This is a genomic window from Sphingomonas sp. LM7, from assembly GCF_002002925.1.
Lineage (GTDB): Bacteria > Pseudomonadota > Alphaproteobacteria > Sphingomonadales > Sphingomonadaceae > Sphingomonas.
The window spans coordinates 2,628,381-2,644,253 of record NZ_CP019511.1 but is presented as its reverse complement, the minus strand read 5'-3'; the positions used below and the strand labels follow the sequence as shown (position 1 = coordinate 2,644,253).

12 protein-coding genes are annotated in these 15,873 nt (G+C 67.1%); 7 read left to right on the top strand and 5 right to left on the bottom strand.

Annotated elements, in window-relative coordinates; all coding sequences use genetic code 11:
* The first annotated feature begins 59 nt into the window (after positions 1 to 59).
* Positions 60 to 1,310 (top strand): cyclopropane-fatty-acyl-phospholipid synthase family protein, encoded by a 1,251-nt coding sequence (locus BXU08_RS11995; protein ID WP_077510270.1) that lies wholly within the window; start codon positions 60 to 62, stop codon positions 1,308 to 1,310.
* Positions 1,311 to 1,337: 27 nt separating this feature from the next.
* On the opposite strand, the gene BXU08_RS11990 is transcribed toward BXU08_RS11995, so the two are convergent.
* Positions 1,338 to 1,757 (bottom strand): DUF1801 domain-containing protein, encoded by a 420-nt coding sequence (locus tag BXU08_RS11990; protein ID WP_077510269.1) that lies wholly within the window; start codon positions 1,755 to 1,757, stop codon positions 1,338 to 1,340.
* Positions 1,758 to 1,858: 101 nt separating this feature from the next.
* Here BXU08_RS11990 and BXU08_RS11985 point away from each other — a divergent pair, with 101 nt between their 5' ends.
* The 4 genes from BXU08_RS11985 to BXU08_RS11970 are packed head-to-tail and all read left to right on the top strand — an operon-like array spanning position 1,859 to position 8,089.
* Positions 1,859 to 3,076 carry an argininosuccinate synthase gene (locus BXU08_RS11985; RefSeq protein ID WP_077510268.1) on the top strand — a complete coding sequence of 406 codons (1,218 nt, stop codon included), beginning with the start codon at positions 1,859 to 1,861 and terminating at the stop codon, positions 3,074 to 3,076.
* A gap of 34 nt (positions 3,077 to 3,110) precedes the next feature.
* On the top strand, positions 3,111 to 4,844 hold the full coding sequence (locus BXU08_RS11980; RefSeq protein ID WP_077510267.1) for a hypothetical protein: 1,734 nt from the start codon (positions 3,111 to 3,113) through the stop codon (positions 4,842 to 4,844).
* Positions 4,841 to 6,394: a hypothetical protein gene (locus BXU08_RS11975; protein ID WP_077510266.1), complete on the top strand. Its 1,554-nt coding sequence runs from the start codon at positions 4,841 to 4,843 to the stop codon at positions 6,392 to 6,394. Before BXU08_RS11980 ends, BXU08_RS11975 begins: the two co-directional genes overlap by 4 nt.
* Before the next feature lie 9 nt (positions 6,395 to 6,403).
* Positions 6,404 to 8,089, top strand: coding sequence for a hypothetical protein (locus tag BXU08_RS11970; RefSeq protein ID WP_253190356.1), 1,686 nt, complete (start codon positions 6,404 to 6,406; stop codon positions 8,087 to 8,089).
* Positions 8,090 to 8,253: 164 nt separating this feature from the next.
* Here the strand turns inward: BXU08_RS11970 and BXU08_RS11965 are convergent, their stop codons facing one another.
* The 4 genes from BXU08_RS11965 to BXU08_RS11950 form a co-directional block, all read right to left on the bottom strand.
* The gene (locus BXU08_RS11965) at positions 8,254 to 9,393 is read right to left on the bottom strand and encodes a GNAT family N-acetyltransferase (RefSeq protein ID WP_077510265.1); all 1,140 of its coding nucleotides are present in this window, start codon (positions 9,391 to 9,393) and stop codon (positions 8,254 to 8,256) included.
* 220 nt (positions 9,394 to 9,613) lie between these two features.
* Complete coding sequence (locus BXU08_RS11960) at positions 9,614 to 10,888, bottom strand: mechanosensitive ion channel family protein (RefSeq protein ID WP_077510264.1); 1,275 nt, start codon at positions 10,886 to 10,888, stop codon at positions 9,614 to 9,616.
* A complete protein-coding gene (gene metC / locus BXU08_RS11955) occupies positions 10,888 to 12,072 on the bottom strand; it encodes a cystathionine beta-lyase (protein WP_077510263.1) in 1,185 nt (394 codons plus the stop codon). Before metC ends, BXU08_RS11960 begins: the two co-directional genes overlap by 1 nt.
* Positions 12,069 to 12,902, bottom strand: coding sequence for a sulfurtransferase (locus BXU08_RS11950; RefSeq protein WP_077510262.1), 834 nt, complete (start codon positions 12,900 to 12,902; stop codon positions 12,069 to 12,071). The genes metC and BXU08_RS11950 overlap by 4 nt, the downstream gene beginning before the upstream one ends.
* A 75-nt stretch (positions 12,903 to 12,977) precedes the next feature.
* Between BXU08_RS11950 and queF the strand changes: the two genes are divergently transcribed.
* Both queF and BXU08_RS11940 read left to right on the top strand, forming a co-directional pair.
* A complete protein-coding gene (gene queF / locus BXU08_RS11945) occupies positions 12,978 to 13,433 on the top strand; it encodes a preQ(1) synthase (protein WP_077510261.1) in 456 nt (151 codons plus the stop codon).
* A 140-nt stretch (positions 13,434 to 13,573) separates the two neighbouring features.
* A complete protein-coding gene (locus BXU08_RS11940) occupies positions 13,574 to 15,847 on the top strand; it encodes a glycosyltransferase family 4 protein (RefSeq protein ID WP_077510260.1) in 2,274 nt (757 codons plus the stop codon).
* Positions 15,848 to 15,873 lie beyond the last annotated feature (26 nt).

Below are 15,873 nucleotides of genomic sequence, written 5' to 3'. Positions count from 1 at the left end.
AGAACGTCGTTACGTTCCTAGTTAAGAGGCGGGTGGGGCTGTTTGCGTAGGACGGTCTGATGGCGTTGATCGATCGCTTTTTCGCGCGCGCGGTGGAGCGCGGCGAACTCACCGTGATCCATGCGGACGGCACGCGCCGCAGCTTCGGCGCACCGGATTCGCAGCTGCGGCCGGTGACGATCCGCTTCGGCGCGGGCGCCGCCGCGGCGATCCTGCGCGATCCCAGCCTGGGCGCAGCGGAAGCCTATATGAACGGCCGGCTGACGATCGAGCAGGGCGACATCCTCGACCTGCTGATGCTGATGACCGGCAACAATCGCTGGGAAGACGCGACTGCCGCGCTGGATCCGACGCCGTTCCGCCGCTTCCTCAATGGCGTGGCGCACCGGATCGGCCGCTACAACATGGCCCAGAAAGCGAAGCGCAACGTCGCGCATCATTATGATCTGTCGCGGCGGCTGTACGATCTCTTCCTCGATGCCGACCGGCAATATAGCTGCGCTTATTATACTGATCCGGGCGACGTGCTGGAGCAGGCGCAGCTCGACAAGAAGGCGCACATCGTCGCCAAATTGGCGATTCAGCCGGGGATGCGCGTGCTCGACATCGGCTGTGGCTGGGGCGGGATGGCGCTCTACATCCACGAGAAGACCGGTGCCGAAGTGGTGGGTGTCACGCTTTCGGAGGAGCAGCTCAAGATCGCGCGCGAACGCGCCGCCGAACGCGGCGTCCATGGCAAGGTCCGCTTCGAGCTGATCGATTATCGGCAGGTCACCGGGCAGTTCGATCGCATCGTCTCGGTCGGCATGTTCGAGCATGTCGGCACACCGCAATACCGCACCTTCTTTCGGAAAGTTCGCGAGCTGCTGACGCCCGAAGGCGTGATGCTGCTCCACACGATCGGCCGCGCCGGCGCGCCGGGGGTGACCGACGCGTTCACGCTCAAATACATCTTTCCCGGCGGCTATATCCCGGCGCTGTCGGAGATCGCACAGGGCTATGAGGGGCTGCGCATGTTTCCGACCGACGTGGAGGTGCTACGGCTCCACTTCGCCTATACACTCAAGGCCTGGTACGATCGCACCGTTGCCGCGAAGGACGAGATCGTCGCACTTTATGACGAGCGCTTCTTCCGGATGTGGACCTTCTATCTGGCCGGCTCGTACGTCGCGTTCGTCCATGGCGGGCTGGTCAATTACCAGCTCCAGCTATCGCGTTCGCGGACGGCGCTGCCGATCACGCGGGATTATATGGTCGAGGCGGAGGCGGCATTGCGCGAAGCCGATGCGCCGGCGCGGTTGTTTGCTTAAACCTTTTCGTAAGCAGGAGCACGGACGTCAGCGTGAATAGCGGGTGTCCATCGATGCAAGCTGGTCGCGGAGCAGTTCCTCGAGGACGCCGATGTCCACATCGGCGAGCGTCTTGATGTAGAGGCACGACTTGCCGGTCTTGTGCTTGCCGAGCCGCGCCAGCTGTGCGTCCTGCTCGGGCGAGCCGTTGAGCACATAGAGCACCAGCTCGGCTTTGCGCGGGCTGAACCCCAGCCGGCACATCTCGCCTTCGTGGCCGCTGTCGTAGCGATAGTGATAGCTGCCGAAGCCGATGATCGTCGGCCCCCACATCGCCGGGACCTCGCCGCTCACCCGCGCCATCAGCGCGGCGACCGTCTTCGCGTCGGCGCGGCGGACCGGATCGGGAACCGCCTCGATGAAGTCATCGACGCTGATCTGGGTCGCCTTGGTTTTCAGCTCGGCCATCGCGCTCCTCCGCCGACTCGGCATACCATAGTTGCGCCGCGAGAGCAGGGACCCTAGAGCGCCCCCGGTTTTCCCGCACATATTCCGGAGTCGCCTGCCCCATGTCCGACAAGATCAACCGCGTCGTTCTCGCTTATTCGGGCGGGCTGGACACGAGCGTGATCCTGAAGTGGCTCCAGCAGGAATATCAGTGCGAGGTGGTGACCTTCACTGCCGATCTCGGCCAGGGCGAGGAATTGGAACCCGCGCGGCGCAAGGCCGAGATGGCCGGGGTCAAGCCCGAGCATATCTTCATCGAGGATGTCCGCGAGGAGTTCGTGCGTGACTTCGTGTTCCCGATGATGCGCGCCAATGCGATGTACGAAGGGCTCTATCTGCTCGGCACGTCGATCGCGCGGCCGCTGATCGCCAAGCGCCAGATCGAGATCGCCAAGATGGTCAATGCCGACGCGGTCAGCCACGGCGCCACCGGCAAAGGCAATGACCAGGTCCGCTTCGAGCTGGGCTATTACGCGCTCAATCCCGATATCAAGGTCATCGCGCCGTGGCGCGAATGGGATCTGACCAGCCGCACGCGGCTGATCGAGTTCGCCGAGCAGCACCAGATCCCTGTCGCCAAGGACAAGCGCGGCGAGGCACCGTTCTCGACCGACGCGAACCTTCTCCACACTTCGTCCGAGGGCAAGGTGCTCGAGGATCCGTGGGACGAGGTTCCCGATTACGTCTATTCGCGCACGGTCAATCCCGAGGACGCACCCGACGCGCCCGAGACGATCACGGTGGATTTCGAGCGCGGCGACGGCATCGCGCTCAATGGCGAGGCGATGTCGCCCGCGACGCTGCTGACCGCGCTCAACGAGCTTGGCCGCAAGCACGGCATCGGCCGGCTCGATCTGGTCGAGAACCGCTTCGTGGGCATGAAGTCGCGCGGCATGTACGAGACGCCGGGCGGCACCATCTATCATCTCGCCCATCGCGGGATCGAGCAGATCACCCTCGACCGCGGCGCCGCGCATCTCAAGGACGAGCTGATGCCGCGTTATGCCGAGCTGATCTACAACGGCTTCTGGTTCGCGCCCGAGCGCGAGATGCTTCAGGCCGCGATCGACCACAGCCAGGAAAAGGTGACCGGCACCGTCCGGCTCAAGCTCTACAAGGGCAATGTCATCGTCACCGGTCGCAAGTCGCCGCACAGCCTGTACAGCGAGAAGGTCGTGACCTTCGAGGACGATCAGGGCGCGTACGACCAGCGCGACGCCGCGGGCTTCATCAAGCTCAACGCGCTGCGCTTGCGACTGCTCGGCCGGCGCGACGGCTAACGCCGCCTTAACCATGCAAGGCTAGGCCGGTCTTATGCCCGAAAAGGTGCAGGACCGGTATTGGGGCGACCTTGGCGTCGCTCTGCTCCTCGCGGGGCTGCTGACGCTCGCCTGGAGCGTGCAGGGCTGGGCCAATCTCTCGACGCTGCGGTTGCCTGACACCGACGATGTCGTGCGCCTCCAGCAGATTCGCGACTGGCTTAGCGGGCAGGACTTCGGCGACCTCGCGCAGCATCGGCTGGGGGCAGTGCCCGGCCTGGAGATGCACTGGTCGCGGCTTCCCGACCTCGTGCCGGCCGGGCTGATCTACATCCTCTCGCCGTTGCTCGGCGCGCATGCCGCCGAACTGGCGGCAGTGATCCTCTGGCCGGCATCGCTGTTCGCTGCGGCGCTTGCGCTCGTCGCCGGGATCGCCCGTGCGCTCGGCGTATCCGCACCGCTCGCGGCGCTGGTCGCGGCGCTCGCCTATCCCGCGACCACCTTGTTCGTGCCTGGGCGGATCGATCATCACGGGCTGCAGATGGTGTTGCTGCTCGTTACCGCGCGTGTCGCGATAGGGGGGCGCTCGCTCGCCGCGGGTGCCGCTGGTGGCGTCGCCACCGCCGCCTCGCTCGCTATCGGTATTGAGACTGCGCCGCTGCTCGCCGTCGGGGGGGCGGTGGTCGTGATCCGCTGGGCGATCGACGGGCGTGAGGGGCAGGGACGCCTTGCCGGATATGCCGTGGGGCTGGTCCTCGCGCTTGCCGCCGCGTCGGTCGCGTTGCGCACCAGCGGCTGGGGCTGGCCGGGCTGCGACGGCTTTACCGCCGAATTGTGGCGCGCAGCCCAGTTCGCCGCGCTGGCACCGCTGGCGCTGGCGATACTGGGCTTCGCGGCACCTTCGGTTCGCGTGCGATCGATCGCTACGGCGATCGTTGGCGTTGCCGCCGCGTCAGGCGCGCTGGCGCTCTCGCCCGGCTGCCTGCAGCCCTATGGCCAGGTCGATCCGCTGCTGGCCGAGCTGTGGCTCGCCAACGTCGCCGAGGCGCAGCCGCTGGTCGGCGCGCCGCTCAGCCATGCGATCGGCTATGCCGGGCTGATGCTCGCCGGGCTCGCCGCCGGCGCCTGGGTCTGGCGCCGCACCCGCGATTCTCGCTGGTTGGCGCTGCTTGCGCTCCAGCTGACCGCGCTGGGGCTGACGCTGGTCCAGCTGCGAGGCGCCTATGCCGGCGCCTTGCTCGCCCCACCGGCGCTCGCGGCGCTGATCGTCGCGGCGCGCACCAGGGGCGTGCTTGCGCTCATTCCCGCGTGGCTGGTTTCCGCAGGGCTGCTCTATCCGATCGCTGGCGCCGCGCTCGCACCGCGAGGGCCCGCCGCGCCATCCGGCGCCGACTGCACCGGGCCTGCGGCGCTCGGGCGCCTCGCCGCGTTGCCGCCCGGTACGCTGATGGCGCCGATCGACATGGGCGCGTTTGCCCTCGGTGCGACGCCGCACCGCGTCATCGCCGCACCCTATCATCGCGGCGATGCCGGCAACCAGGCGATGTTGCGCTTCTTCCTCGGCCCGGTCGCAAATGCCCCCATGCTCGCGCGCGAATGGAAGATCGATTATGTCGCGCTCTGTCCCGGCGACTTCGACATGCTCGGTGCGCAGGCTGCCGAAGCGGCGCGGCTGAGCGGCGCGCTGCGTCGCGGCACCCCGCCGGCCTGGCTGCGCCAGATTTCTCCCCCGGGCGAGGCACCGGTCGTGTTCGCCGTCGAACGCGTGAACGGGGAGCCCCGGCTTTGAACCGTGCCGAAACCGCTTGGTGGGAGACGCGCACCTTCGTGGTCGCGGCAATTCTGCTGTCGATGGTTCCGCTGCTGGTTCCCGCGATCCCGCCGCTCACCGATCTGCCCGGCCATATGGGCCGCTATCGCGTGATGCTGGGCACCGACGCGGCGACCTTGTCCCAATGGTATGAATTCCACTGGGGCATTGCCGGCAATCTAGGCGTCGATCTGCTCGTCGCGGGGCTCGCGCCGCTGCTCGGGCTCGAGATCGCGGTCAAGCTGGTCATCCTCGCGATCGCCGGGCTTACCGCCAGCGGCATAATGTGGATCTCGCGCGAGGCGCACGGCCGGATCCAGCCATGGGTGCTGTTTGCGTTGCCGCTGGTGTTCAATTACTCCTTCCTGTTCGGCTTCGTGAATCACGCGCTGTCGATGGCGCTTGCGCTCAATGCCTTCGCCTTTTGGCTGCGGCTGGGCCGGCAGAACCGGATCTGGCTTCGCGCCGCATTGTTCGTGCCACTTTCCGCACTGATCTGGCTGGCGCATGTCGTCGGCTGGGGGGTGCTGGGCATCCTGGCATTCGGCGCCGAGCTGGCGCGCGCGCGCCGGCAGGGGCGCAGCTGGCCGGCCACTCCCGTCGCCGCGGGCGTCGCCTGCCTGCCGCTCGCGCTGCCGATGGTGCTGCTGCTCGTCTGGCGATCCGGCGAAGGCGCCGGCGCCACCGGGCGTTTCTTCGAGGTCCGGCTCAAGCTCGGTTTCCTCGCGATGGCGCTGCGCGATCGCTGGGCCCCCTTCGACATCGCCTCGGTCGCGCTGATCGCGATCATCCTCTACCGGGCGGTGCGCGATCGGCGAGTCGAGCACGCCCCGCCCATCGCAGCGGCCGCGCTGCTGTTGCTCGCGGCGTTCGCCCTGTTGCCGTTCATTCTGTTCGGCTCGGCCTTCGCCGACATGCGGATCGCGCCGTTCATGCTGATCCTCGCCCTGCTGACCTTCCGGACGGGCGAGGCGTTCCCCGCGCGCGAGCGGGCGACGCTGGCGCTGATCGGGCTCGCCTTCTTCGCGGCGCGAACCGCGGGCACCACCATCGGCTTCTGGATGGTCGATCGCGAGTGGAACCGGCATTTGCAGGCGCTCGACCATATTCCTCGCGGGGCGCGGCTGGTGACCTTTGTCGGTTCGAGATGCATCGATACCTGGGCGCACCCGCGCGAGAGCCACCTGTCGGCGCTGGCACTCGTGCGCCGCTCGGCCTTTTCCAACGATCAATGGCTCCTCGCCGGCAGCACGCCGATCACCGTGATCGCGCCGGGTCTGGGCAAATATGCCACCGATCCCTCGCAGCTGGTCCTGCTCGAACCCTGTCCGATACCGTCGGACTTCATGACCATGAACGACGCGCTGGCGGGGCTGCCGCGCGACCGCTTCGACTATGTCTGGCTGATCAATCCGCCGGCCCATGATCCGCGCCTGACGGCCGGAATGCAGGCGCTGTGGCGCAATGAGACCGATATCCTCTACCGAATCGACAACCGCCGCTTGTCTGAGGCTCGCGCTACGCACTAAAGCGGCGCGATGGACAGGGGCGAAAGGCTGCATTGGTGGCAGACACGATGGTTCGTGGCGTTGGCCACGTTCCTCGCGATCGTGCCGTTGCTGTGGCCCGAGATTCCGCCGCTGGTCGACTTGCCGGGCCATATGGGCCGCTACCGGGTCCAGCTGGTCTATGAGCAGTTCCCGCACCTCCACGAATGGTACAACTTCAACTGGAGCCTGATGGGCAATCTCGGGGTCGACCTGCTGGTCATCCCGCTGTCCAAACTCTTCGGGCTCGAGTTGGCGGTCAAGCTGATCGTCATCGCGATCCCCGCGACCACCGTTGCCGGGCTGCTGATGATCGCGCGCGAAGTGCATGGCCGCATCCCGGCCACGGCGCTGTTCGCGCTGCCGCTGGCCTATGCCTTCCCGTTCCATTTCGGCTTCGTCAATTTCGCGCTGTCGATGGGGCTGGCGCTGCTCGGCTTCGGCTGGTGGCTGCGGCTCGCGCGGCTGGGCAAGTTCCAGTTCCGCAGCCTGGTGTTCCTGCCGATCTCGGTGCTGATCTGGATCACCCATACGTTCGGCTGGGGCGTGCTCGGCGTGCTCGCCTTCTCGGCCGAGCTGATCCGCCAGCACGATCTGCGGCGCGGGCAGGGGTTCGTCCAGGCTTGGCTGCTGCCCTGGTTCCACGCGGGCATCCAGTGCCTGGTGCTGGCGCCGCCGGTGATCCTGATGCTGGCATGGCGCAGCGGCGGCCATGTCACGGGGCAGACTGCGGACTGGTTCAACTGGCGCGCCAAGATGCTGTGGATCACCCAGGTGTTCCGCGACCGCTGGCAGCTGTTCGACATCGCCTCGGTCGGCGTGCTGTTCCTGCTGCTGTTCAAGGCGATCCGCGACCCGAATCTGCAGTATTCGCGCAATCTGGGCCTGTCGTTCCTGTTCCTCGCGGCGGTATATGTGCTGCTGCCGCGGATCGTGTTCGGCTCTGCCTATGCCGATATGCGGCTGGTGCCGTTCCTGATCGCGATCGGGATCCTCGCGATCCGGCCCAAGCCCGGGCTGTCGATGCGCGGCGCGACGGTGGTCGCGGCGCTCGGCATGGCGTTCTTCGGCGCGCGAATGGCGGCGACGACGTGGAGCTTCTATCTCTACGACAAATCCTATGACCGCGAATTGAAGGCGCTCGAGCATCTTCCCGAAGGCGCGCGGCTGGTCAGCTTCGTCGGCGAGACCTGCTACAACGAGTGGAAGATGACGCGCCTCCAGCACGTCCCCGCCCTCGCGCTGGAGCGCCGGCTCGCCTACACCAACGATCAATGGTCGATGCCCGGGGCGCAGCTGCTCACCGTGCGCTATGCCGCGGCGAAGCGCTTCGCGCATGATCCGTCGCAGATCGTCACCGACACGCAGTGCCCGCGCGAATGGTGGCGGCCGGTGCCCTGGGCACTGACGCGCTTCCCGCGCGATGCATTCGACTATGTCTGGCTGATCCGCCCGCCCGAATTCCCCGCGAAGTTCCTCCAGGGGCTGGTGCCGGTCTATGTCGACGATCACAGCAACAGCGGGCTGTATCGCGTCGATCACAATGTGCCCGCGCCGGTGATCCGCCCGGGCGAGCTGCCGCTGCCGAAATGGGAGCGCGACCTGATCCTCAGCGACGGGCGCCAGTTCAACAGCAACCTGCCCGAACCGGAGGCGTCGCCTTCGCCTTTGCCGTAATCAGGTTCACGCGAAGGCGCGAAGACGCCAAGAGCAGGCAGTTTCGCGCGGAGGCGCGGAGGGCGCAAAGATGGTTCCCGCGAGTTTGTTACCGCCGCTGCCGCGGGAAACAGCTCGCTGCGCCCGCACCCCCCCCCGACCCCTCCCTTGCAGGGAGGGGAGATTTAGCCCTCGCGCTTGAACGGCATCATCTCGCCCAGCCATTCCTGCTCGCGCGCCACTGCCTCGCGCTCGCGGTGGAGGAAGTCGGCCACGGCGCGGCGGAAGCCGGGGTCGGGGATGTAGTGCGCCGACCAGGTCGTCACCGGGGCATAGCCGCGTGCCAGCTTGTGTTCGCCCTGCGCGCCTGCCTCGACCCGCGCCAGCCCGCGCGCGATCGCAGCATCGATCGCCTGATAATAGCAGAGCTCGAAATGGAGGAACGGCACCTCCTCGACCGCACCCCAATAGCGCCCGTACAGCGCGTCCTCGCCGATCAGGTTGAGCGCGCCGGCGATCGGCACGCCGTCGCGCTCGGCGAGGATCAGCAGCACCTTGTCGGCCATTTCCCGGCCCAGCAGCGTGAAGAAGCCGCGCGTCAGATAGGGCTGTCCCCATTTGCGCGAGCCGGTGTCCTGATAGAATTGCCAGAACGCGTCCCAATGCGCCTCGCCGATCTCGGCGCCGGTCAGGTGCCGGACGGTCAGCCCGTCCAGCGCCGCCGCGCGCTCCTTGCGGATCGCCTTGCGCTTGCGGCTGGACAGCGCGGCGAGGAACGCGTCGAACCCGGCATAGCCGTGGTTCTGCCAGTGGAACTGCGTGCCTGCGCGGATCAGCCAGCCCGCCGCCTCGAACCAGGGCAGCTGCGCGTCGTCGACAAAGGTGGCGTGCGCGGAGGAAAGGCCATTCTGGTCGGTCACTGCCTCGATCGCGGCGATCAGCGCGGGGGCGAGGCTGTCGTCGCGGACCAGCAGGCGCGGTCCGGGCACGGGGGTGAACGGCACTGCGACCTGCAGTTTGGGATAATAGCTTCCGCCAGCATGTTCCCAGGCATCGGCCCAGCCATGGTCGAAGACATATTCGCCCTGGCTGTGCGCCTTTACATAGGCCGGGGCGATTCCCGCTACGCGCCCGTCGGCGCCGTCGATCACGATCGGCAGCGGTTGCCAGCCGGCGCGCGCGGTCGCCGAACCCGAGCGTTCGAGGATCGACAGAAAGGCATTGCCGACGAACGGATTGGCGGTGCCTGCGCAGGCGTCCCACTCGGCCGAAGGGATCGAGGCGACGCCATCGGCGATACGAGCGGTAATCGGCTGCGAACTCACGCGCTCAAGATAGGGGCGAACCGCGGCGAGGGGGAGGGGGAAGTCGCAATCGCAATCGCAATCGCTCCTTCCTTGCTTGCAGGGGGGCTTGGGGTGGGTGCGGATCTGCGCGCTCAGAAAAGATTCTCGACCGGCCCGGCAAAACAGCCGCCGCCGAGGCATCGAGCCTCGCCTGCGGCCAAACCCACCCCCGTCCCTCCCTTGCAGGGAGGGGCGGAAGCTACGCCTCGCTGCGCCCGGGCCATTCGCGCACCCGGACCTCGCGCACCGGATAGGGGATCAGGATGTCGTGTTCCTTGAACAGCAGCCACAGCCGGTTGAGCACGTCGCTGCGGACATTGCCGACGCCGCTCTCGGGATCGCTGATCCAGGCAAGGATCTCATGATCGACGCCCTTTTCGCCGAACGCCATCAGCCAGACATTGGTCCTGGGATTGTTGAGTACGCGCGGGCTTTCCTCGGCGGCGCGCAGCATCAGCGCCTGAGCGAGCTTCAAATCGCAGTCATAGGCGACGGTCACCGGGATGCGGACGCGGACGTTGCGGTCGGTGTACGACCAGTTCTCCACTTCCTGGGTCATCAGGTTTTCGTTGGGGATCAGATGCTCCTTGCCGTCGCGGGTGATCACCGAGACGGCGCGCACGCCGATCTTGTTCACCCAGCCGAAGCTGTCGCCCACCACGATCACGTCGCCCGGCTTGATCGACCGGTCCATCAGCAGGATGATCCCGGCGATCAGATTGCCGATCGTCTTTTGCAGCCCGAAGCCGACCGCCAGGCCGAACGCGCCCGAGAACACCGCAAAGGCAGTCAAGTCGATCTCGAGCAGGTCAACGCCGATGAAGAAGGCGAGCACGACCACGGCGATCGCCGCCAGCTTCTGGACGAGCAGCTTTTGCGTCGGATCGAACCCGCGGGCGCTGGCGATCGAATGCGCGAGGACGCGGTTCGCCAGCCGGACGCCCGCAAACAGCAGCAGCACGGTGATGCCGATGGTCAGCGCCGAGAGCAGCGACAGGCGGCGCTGGCCGATCTGGATGCCGACGCGGTCGAGCGTGGTCTCGACCACCGCGAAGCCGCCGATCGCATGGCTGAGCACGATGGTGAAGGCGAGCGCGGCGAGCGCCCAGGCGGCCCAGCGCGGCAGGTTGAGCGCGCGCAGCACGGTGGACGCCAGCATCGCCACGGCGAATCCTTCGGCGAGACCGGTCACCAGCGCGCCGAGTGCCATCCATGGCCAGCTCGCCGCGAGGATGGCGAGCAGGATCGCCGCGCTCGTCCAGCGGATGACCGCGCAGACCCGCAGGTGGAAGGTCGCCGGGTTGCCGCTGAAATGCTCGGCCCAGGCGGCGGCGATCCGCGTGCCGAGGTGGCGGCCGGCGAGCCAGCCCAGGACGAGCGCCAGTGCGGCCAGTCCGCCGGCGATCGCCGCTTCGGAAAGCTCGGCGGCACCCGGCAGGTTATGTCCCGCCAGCCAGGCGCCGAGCCGCTCCATCAGCCGCGCGCCGCCGTGAAGCGGGCGAGCCCGGCGTCGAGGTCGGCGATCAGATCGTCGGCATCTTCGAGCCCGATCTGGAGCCGGACCACCGGCCCCTCGGCCTGCCAGGGAGTCGCGGTGCGATAGCGCTGCGGATCGACCGGGATCGCCAGGCTCTCGAACCCGCCCCAGCTATAGCCGATGCCGAAATGCGCCAGACCATCGATCAGCGCCGCGCGCCCCTGTTCCGATCCGCCGTTCAGCACGAACGAGAACAAGCCCGAAGCGCCGCGGAAATCACGGACGAAGATGTCGTGGCCGGGGCAATCGGGTAGCGCCGGGTGCAGCACCCGCGCGACTTCGGGTCGGGTCTTGAGCCATTGCGCGATCCTGAGCGCCGAGCGGCCATGCTGGTCGAGGCGCACCGCCATCGTGCGCAGGCCCCGCGCACCGAGCCAGGCGTCGTCCGGGCTGGCATTCTGGCCGAGCTGGTAGGTCATGGCGCGCAGCCGCTCATACTGCCCCTCGGCGGCGGTCACCGAGCCGAGCATCACGTCCGAATGGCCGACGATGTACTTGGTGCAGGCGAGGATCGAATAGTCGATGCCGAGGGGAATCGCGGGCAACAGCAGCGGCGTCGCCCAGGTATTGTCGAGCAGGGTGGTGATGCCGCGCGCCTTGGCGACGGCGACGATCGCGGGAATATCCTGGACTTCGAAGGTGAGGCTGCCCGGGCTTTCGAGAAGGATCGCCCGGGTGCGATCGGTGCACAGCCCGGCGATGTCCGCGCCGATCAGCGGATCGTAGAAGATCGTGGTGACGCCGATCCGCTTGAGCAGCCCGTTGGCGAAGCTGCGCGTCGGATCATAGGCGCTGTCGGGCATCAGCAGCTCGTCGCCGGGTTCGAGCACGGCGAGCAAGGCGCTGACCACCGCGGCGACGCCCGAGGGGTAGAGCAGGGTGCCCTCGGCGCCCGGTTCCAGCGCGGTCAGCGCGTCGGCGAGCGACCATTGGGTCGGCGTGCCGCGGCGGCCGTAGAACAGCTTGTGATGCGTGTCGGCGGCGCCGCGCGCGCGCAGCTCGGCGACCGAATCATAGAGGATCGTCGAGGCGCGCCACACCGGCGGATTGACGATGCCCTGGGTCCATTCGGGCCGGCGGCCGGCCTGGACAACCTTGGTCGCGTCCTTTTCGTCGCTCATGCCGGGCCCAGTGCCTTGGGGGTTGCGGGCGAGGCGCCCCATTGCGACCAGCTGCCGTCATAGACCGGCACGTCGCGGCCGAGCAGATGCGCGGCGAAGGCGATCACCGATGCAGTGATGCCCGATCCGCAGGTGGCGACCAGCGGCTTGTCCAGGTCGATCCCCACCGCTTCGAATTCGGCGCGGAGCGCGTCGGGCTGCTTCCAGGTCCCGTCGCTCTCGAAGAAGCGGCCATAGGGGATGTTGGTCGAACCCGGGATGTGGCCGGGCGCGCATTCGGTGCGCGGATCGGGTTCGGCGCCGGTGAAGCGGGCGGCCGAGCGGGCATCGACGATCTGCTCGTCGGTCGCCTGCATCTCGGCGAGGCTGCGCACCTGGGTGCGCGGCATGCCGGCTTCGAAGCGGGTGGGGGCGGGGGCGTGCGTATCCTGCTCGATGGGCCGGCCTTCGGCCTTCCATTTGGCGATCCCGCCGTCGAGCAGCGACGCTTCGACCCCGAACCGGCCGAGCACCCACCAGGCGCGGCACGACGTGTGGTGCGGGCTGTCGTCGTAGAGGATGACGCGGCTGTCCGCGGTTATGCCCAGCGCCGCCATCCGCGCCTCGAACAGGTCGCGCGGCGGCAGCATCGACGGCAGCGGATCCGCAGCATCCACCAGCGTGTCGAGATCGAGCAGCAGCGCGCCGGGGACATGCCCCGCGGCGTAGTCGGCCCTCGGCTCCTGTTTTGCGGAGCCGGGGAGGGTGGAAGTGTAGGTGGCGTCGAGCACCACCAGGCCGTCCGAGCCCAGTGCGCGTGCCAGAAATTCGGTCGTTACGAGTGCGTCCATCGTTGCGGTCCTAGAAGGATGCAAAGCGCTCCGCAAACGCCTTGGCCCGTTGCCGGTGCTGCCAGGCGACCCTAAATGGCGGCGATGGAAGCCAAGCATCTCGGACAGACCTCCGTCCTTCCCGCAATGCCGGAAGAAGCGGAGCTCGACTATGTCCCCAATCCGCGCCCCGACAGCCGCTACATGATCCGGTTCGCCGCGCCCGAATTCACGTCGCTCTGCCCGATCACCGGCCAGCCCGATTTCGCGCATCTGGTGATCGACTATGTCCCCGGCGAGACGATCGTCGAATCGAAGTCGCTCAAGCTGTTCCTCGGCGCCTTCCGCAACCACGGCGCGTTCCATGAGGATTGCACCGTCGGCATCGGCGAGCGGCTGTTCGCGGAAATGAAGCCGATATGGCTGCGAATCGGCGGCTATTGGTATCCGCGCGGCGGCATCCCGATCGACGTGTTCTGGCAGTCCGGCGAGCCCCCCGCGGGTGTCTGGATTCCGGGACAGGACGTGCCCGGATACCGCGGCCGAGGCTGAACGCCAGATTTATAACTCGGTTCGTCGGATTCAATCATGTTGCATTGCAACAAGAATGAAACCATATTGCTTTGCGAGAGTTGGGAGACAGGTATCGGGCGTGTTGAGCTTGGTTTAGGTTGCACTGCGAAGGAAAAGGAATGGCGCCGTTCATGCTTGCCTCGGGGATCAATCATCTCGCGCTCATCGGCAACTTCCTCCCGCGTAAATGCGGTATCGCGACCTATACGACCGATACCTATAACGCGCTCCGCCAGCGCTATCCGGATCTTCGCGTCGACGTGTATGCGATGGACGATCATCCGGGCCGGTACGACTATCCCGCCGCGGTAACCGCCGCGATCCCGCAGAACGATCGCGCCGCCTATCTCGATACCGCCCGTGCGATCGAAGCCAGCGGCGCGCAGGCGCTGTGGGTCCAGCACGAATATGGCATCTATGGCGGCCCGGCCGGCGAATTCCTGATCGCGCTGCTCGATCGCTTGTCGATCCCCGTCATCACCACGCTGCACACCGTGCTGGAGCGGCCGAGCGCCGACGAGCGCCGCGTGATGGAAGCATTGCTGCGCCGTTCGTCGCGCATCATCGTGATGGCCGAGAAGGGCCGCGACATCCTGAAGCGCGTCCACGGCGCCGACGACAAGAGCATCGTGATGATCCCGCACGGCGTTCCCGAGCGCGCATTCGCCGATCCGGACAGCATGAAGGCGGCATTCGGCTGGCAAGGCCGCGAAGTCGTGCTGACCTTTGGCCTGCTTGCGCCGAACAAGGGCATCGAGACGCTGATCTCCGCGCTGCCGCAGGTCGTCGCGAACCATCCGCAGGCACTGTATGTCGTGCTGGGCGCGACGCATCCCAATCTCGTCGCGCACGAAGGCGAAGTCTATCGCGACCGGCTGAAGGCGCTGGCCGCCGAGAAGGGCGTCGCCGAGCATGTCCAGTTCATCGACGCGTTCGTCGAGCATGACGAGCTGATCGATTATCTGCAGGCGGCCGACCTCTACGTCACGCCGTACAGCAACCCGGCCCAGATCACTTCGGGGACGCTGTCCTACGCCGTCGGCGTCGGCAAGCCGGTGATCTCGACGCCCTATGTCCACGCCACCGAAATCCTGGCCGACGATCACGGCGTGCTGGTCGATTTCGGCGACAGCGCCGGCTTCGCGCGCGAGATCGACCGGCTGCTGACCGACACGCAGGAGCGCGTGGCACTGTCGCAGCGCGCCTATGCCCGCGGTCGCACGATGATCTGGCCGCGCCTCGCGGAGAACGCGCTGGGCGAGCTCAACGCGATCATCGCCACCGCGCCGCGCCGCTTCGGCAAGGCGCCTGCCGAGCTCGCGTCGCTCAAGCCGAACCTCGCCGCAGTCGAGCGGATGAGCGATTCGACCGGCATGCTCCAGCATTCGATCTATTCGGTTCCCGATCGCCGCCATGGCTATTGCATCGACGACAATGCCCGCGCGCTGATCCTGATGTCCAAGATCGACGGCATCGACGAGACGCTGCGCGACAAGTGGACGACGATCTTCGGCGGCTTCGTCCAATATGCGTGGAATCCCGATCAGCGCCGGTTCCGCAACTTCATGAATTTCGATCGCACCTGGTGCGAGGATGTCGGTTCGGAGGATTCGAACGGCCGCGCGATCTGGGCGCTGGGCGTCACCGCGCGCGACGCGCGGGCGCAGAAGCACCGCGACTGGGCGTCGGTATTGTTCGACGACACCGCGTCGATCGCGCTCGAGCTCGAAGCACCGCGCAGCCACGCCTTTGCGATGCTGGGCGCCGCGGCGATGATCGAGGCGCATCCGGGCCACGCGCTGTCGCGCACGATCCTGACGCGCTTCGGCGAAGAGCTGATCGTGCTGCTCAACGAAGCGCGCCGGCCGGAATGGCAATGGTTCGAAATCGTCCTCGCCTATGACAATGCCCGGCTTCCCGAGGCGCTGCTGCGCGCGGGCAAGGTGCTCGGCCGGCAGGACTTCATCGAAGTCGGGCTGGAGACGCTCGACTGGATCGTCGGGCGCCAGACCTCGCCCGAGGGGCGTTTCCGCGCCGTCGGCAGCGAAAGCTTCGGCCGGCCCTATGCCGAGCCGCTGCAGTTCGACCAGCAGCCGCTGGAGGCACAGGCGACCGTCGATGCGTGCGTCGCCGCCTATGAAGTGACGTCGGACAAGCGCTGGTACGAAGAAGCGATGCGCGCCTATCGCTGGTATCTGGGTGCCAACGACCTCGAACTGCCGCTGGCGACGGCGCAGGACGGCGGCTGTTTCGACGGGCTGATGCCAACCGGTTTGAACCGGAATCAGGGCGCCGAGTCGATTCTGGCACTCCAATTGGCGAATTGCGCCATTTCCGTACTTTCAAAGCCCGCCGAAAACGTGGCAAGCACCCCGCGCACCGCCGTCGCGTGAACCCTTCGCGCCGGCTCTCGGGACGG

Excerpts from the sequence above, each read along its gene's own strand:
- BXU08_RS11995 (WP_077510270.1), top strand. The coding sequence starts at position 60 with ATGGCGTTGATCGATCGCTTTTTCGCGCGCGCGGTGGAGCGCGGCGAA.
- BXU08_RS11990 (WP_077510269.1), bottom strand. The coding sequence starts at position 1,757 with ATGGCCGAGCTGAAAACCAAGGCGACCCAGATCAGCGTCGATGACTTC.
- BXU08_RS11985 (WP_077510268.1), top strand. The coding sequence starts at position 1,859 with ATGTCCGACAAGATCAACCGCGTCGTTCTCGCTTATTCGGGCGGGCTG.
- BXU08_RS11980 (WP_077510267.1), top strand. The coding sequence starts at position 3,111 with ATGCCCGAAAAGGTGCAGGACCGGTATTGGGGCGACCTTGGCGTCGCT.
- BXU08_RS11970 (WP_253190356.1), top strand. The coding sequence starts at position 6,404 with ATGGACAGGGGCGAAAGGCTGCATTGGTGGCAGACACGATGGTTCGTG.
- BXU08_RS11960 (WP_077510264.1), bottom strand. The coding sequence starts at position 10,888 with ATGGAGCGGCTCGGCGCCTGGCTGGCGGGACATAACCTGCCGGGTGCC.
- metC (WP_077510263.1), bottom strand. The coding sequence starts at position 12,072 with ATGAGCGACGAAAAGGACGCGACCAAGGTTGTCCAGGCCGGCCGCCGG.
- BXU08_RS11950 (WP_077510262.1), bottom strand. The coding sequence starts at position 12,902 with ATGGACGCACTCGTAACGACCGAATTTCTGGCACGCGCACTGGGCTCG.
- queF (WP_077510261.1), top strand. The coding sequence starts at position 12,978 with ATGGCGGCGATGGAAGCCAAGCATCTCGGACAGACCTCCGTCCTTCCC.
- BXU08_RS11940 (WP_077510260.1), top strand. The coding sequence starts at position 13,574 with ATGGCGCCGTTCATGCTTGCCTCGGGGATCAATCATCTCGCGCTCATC.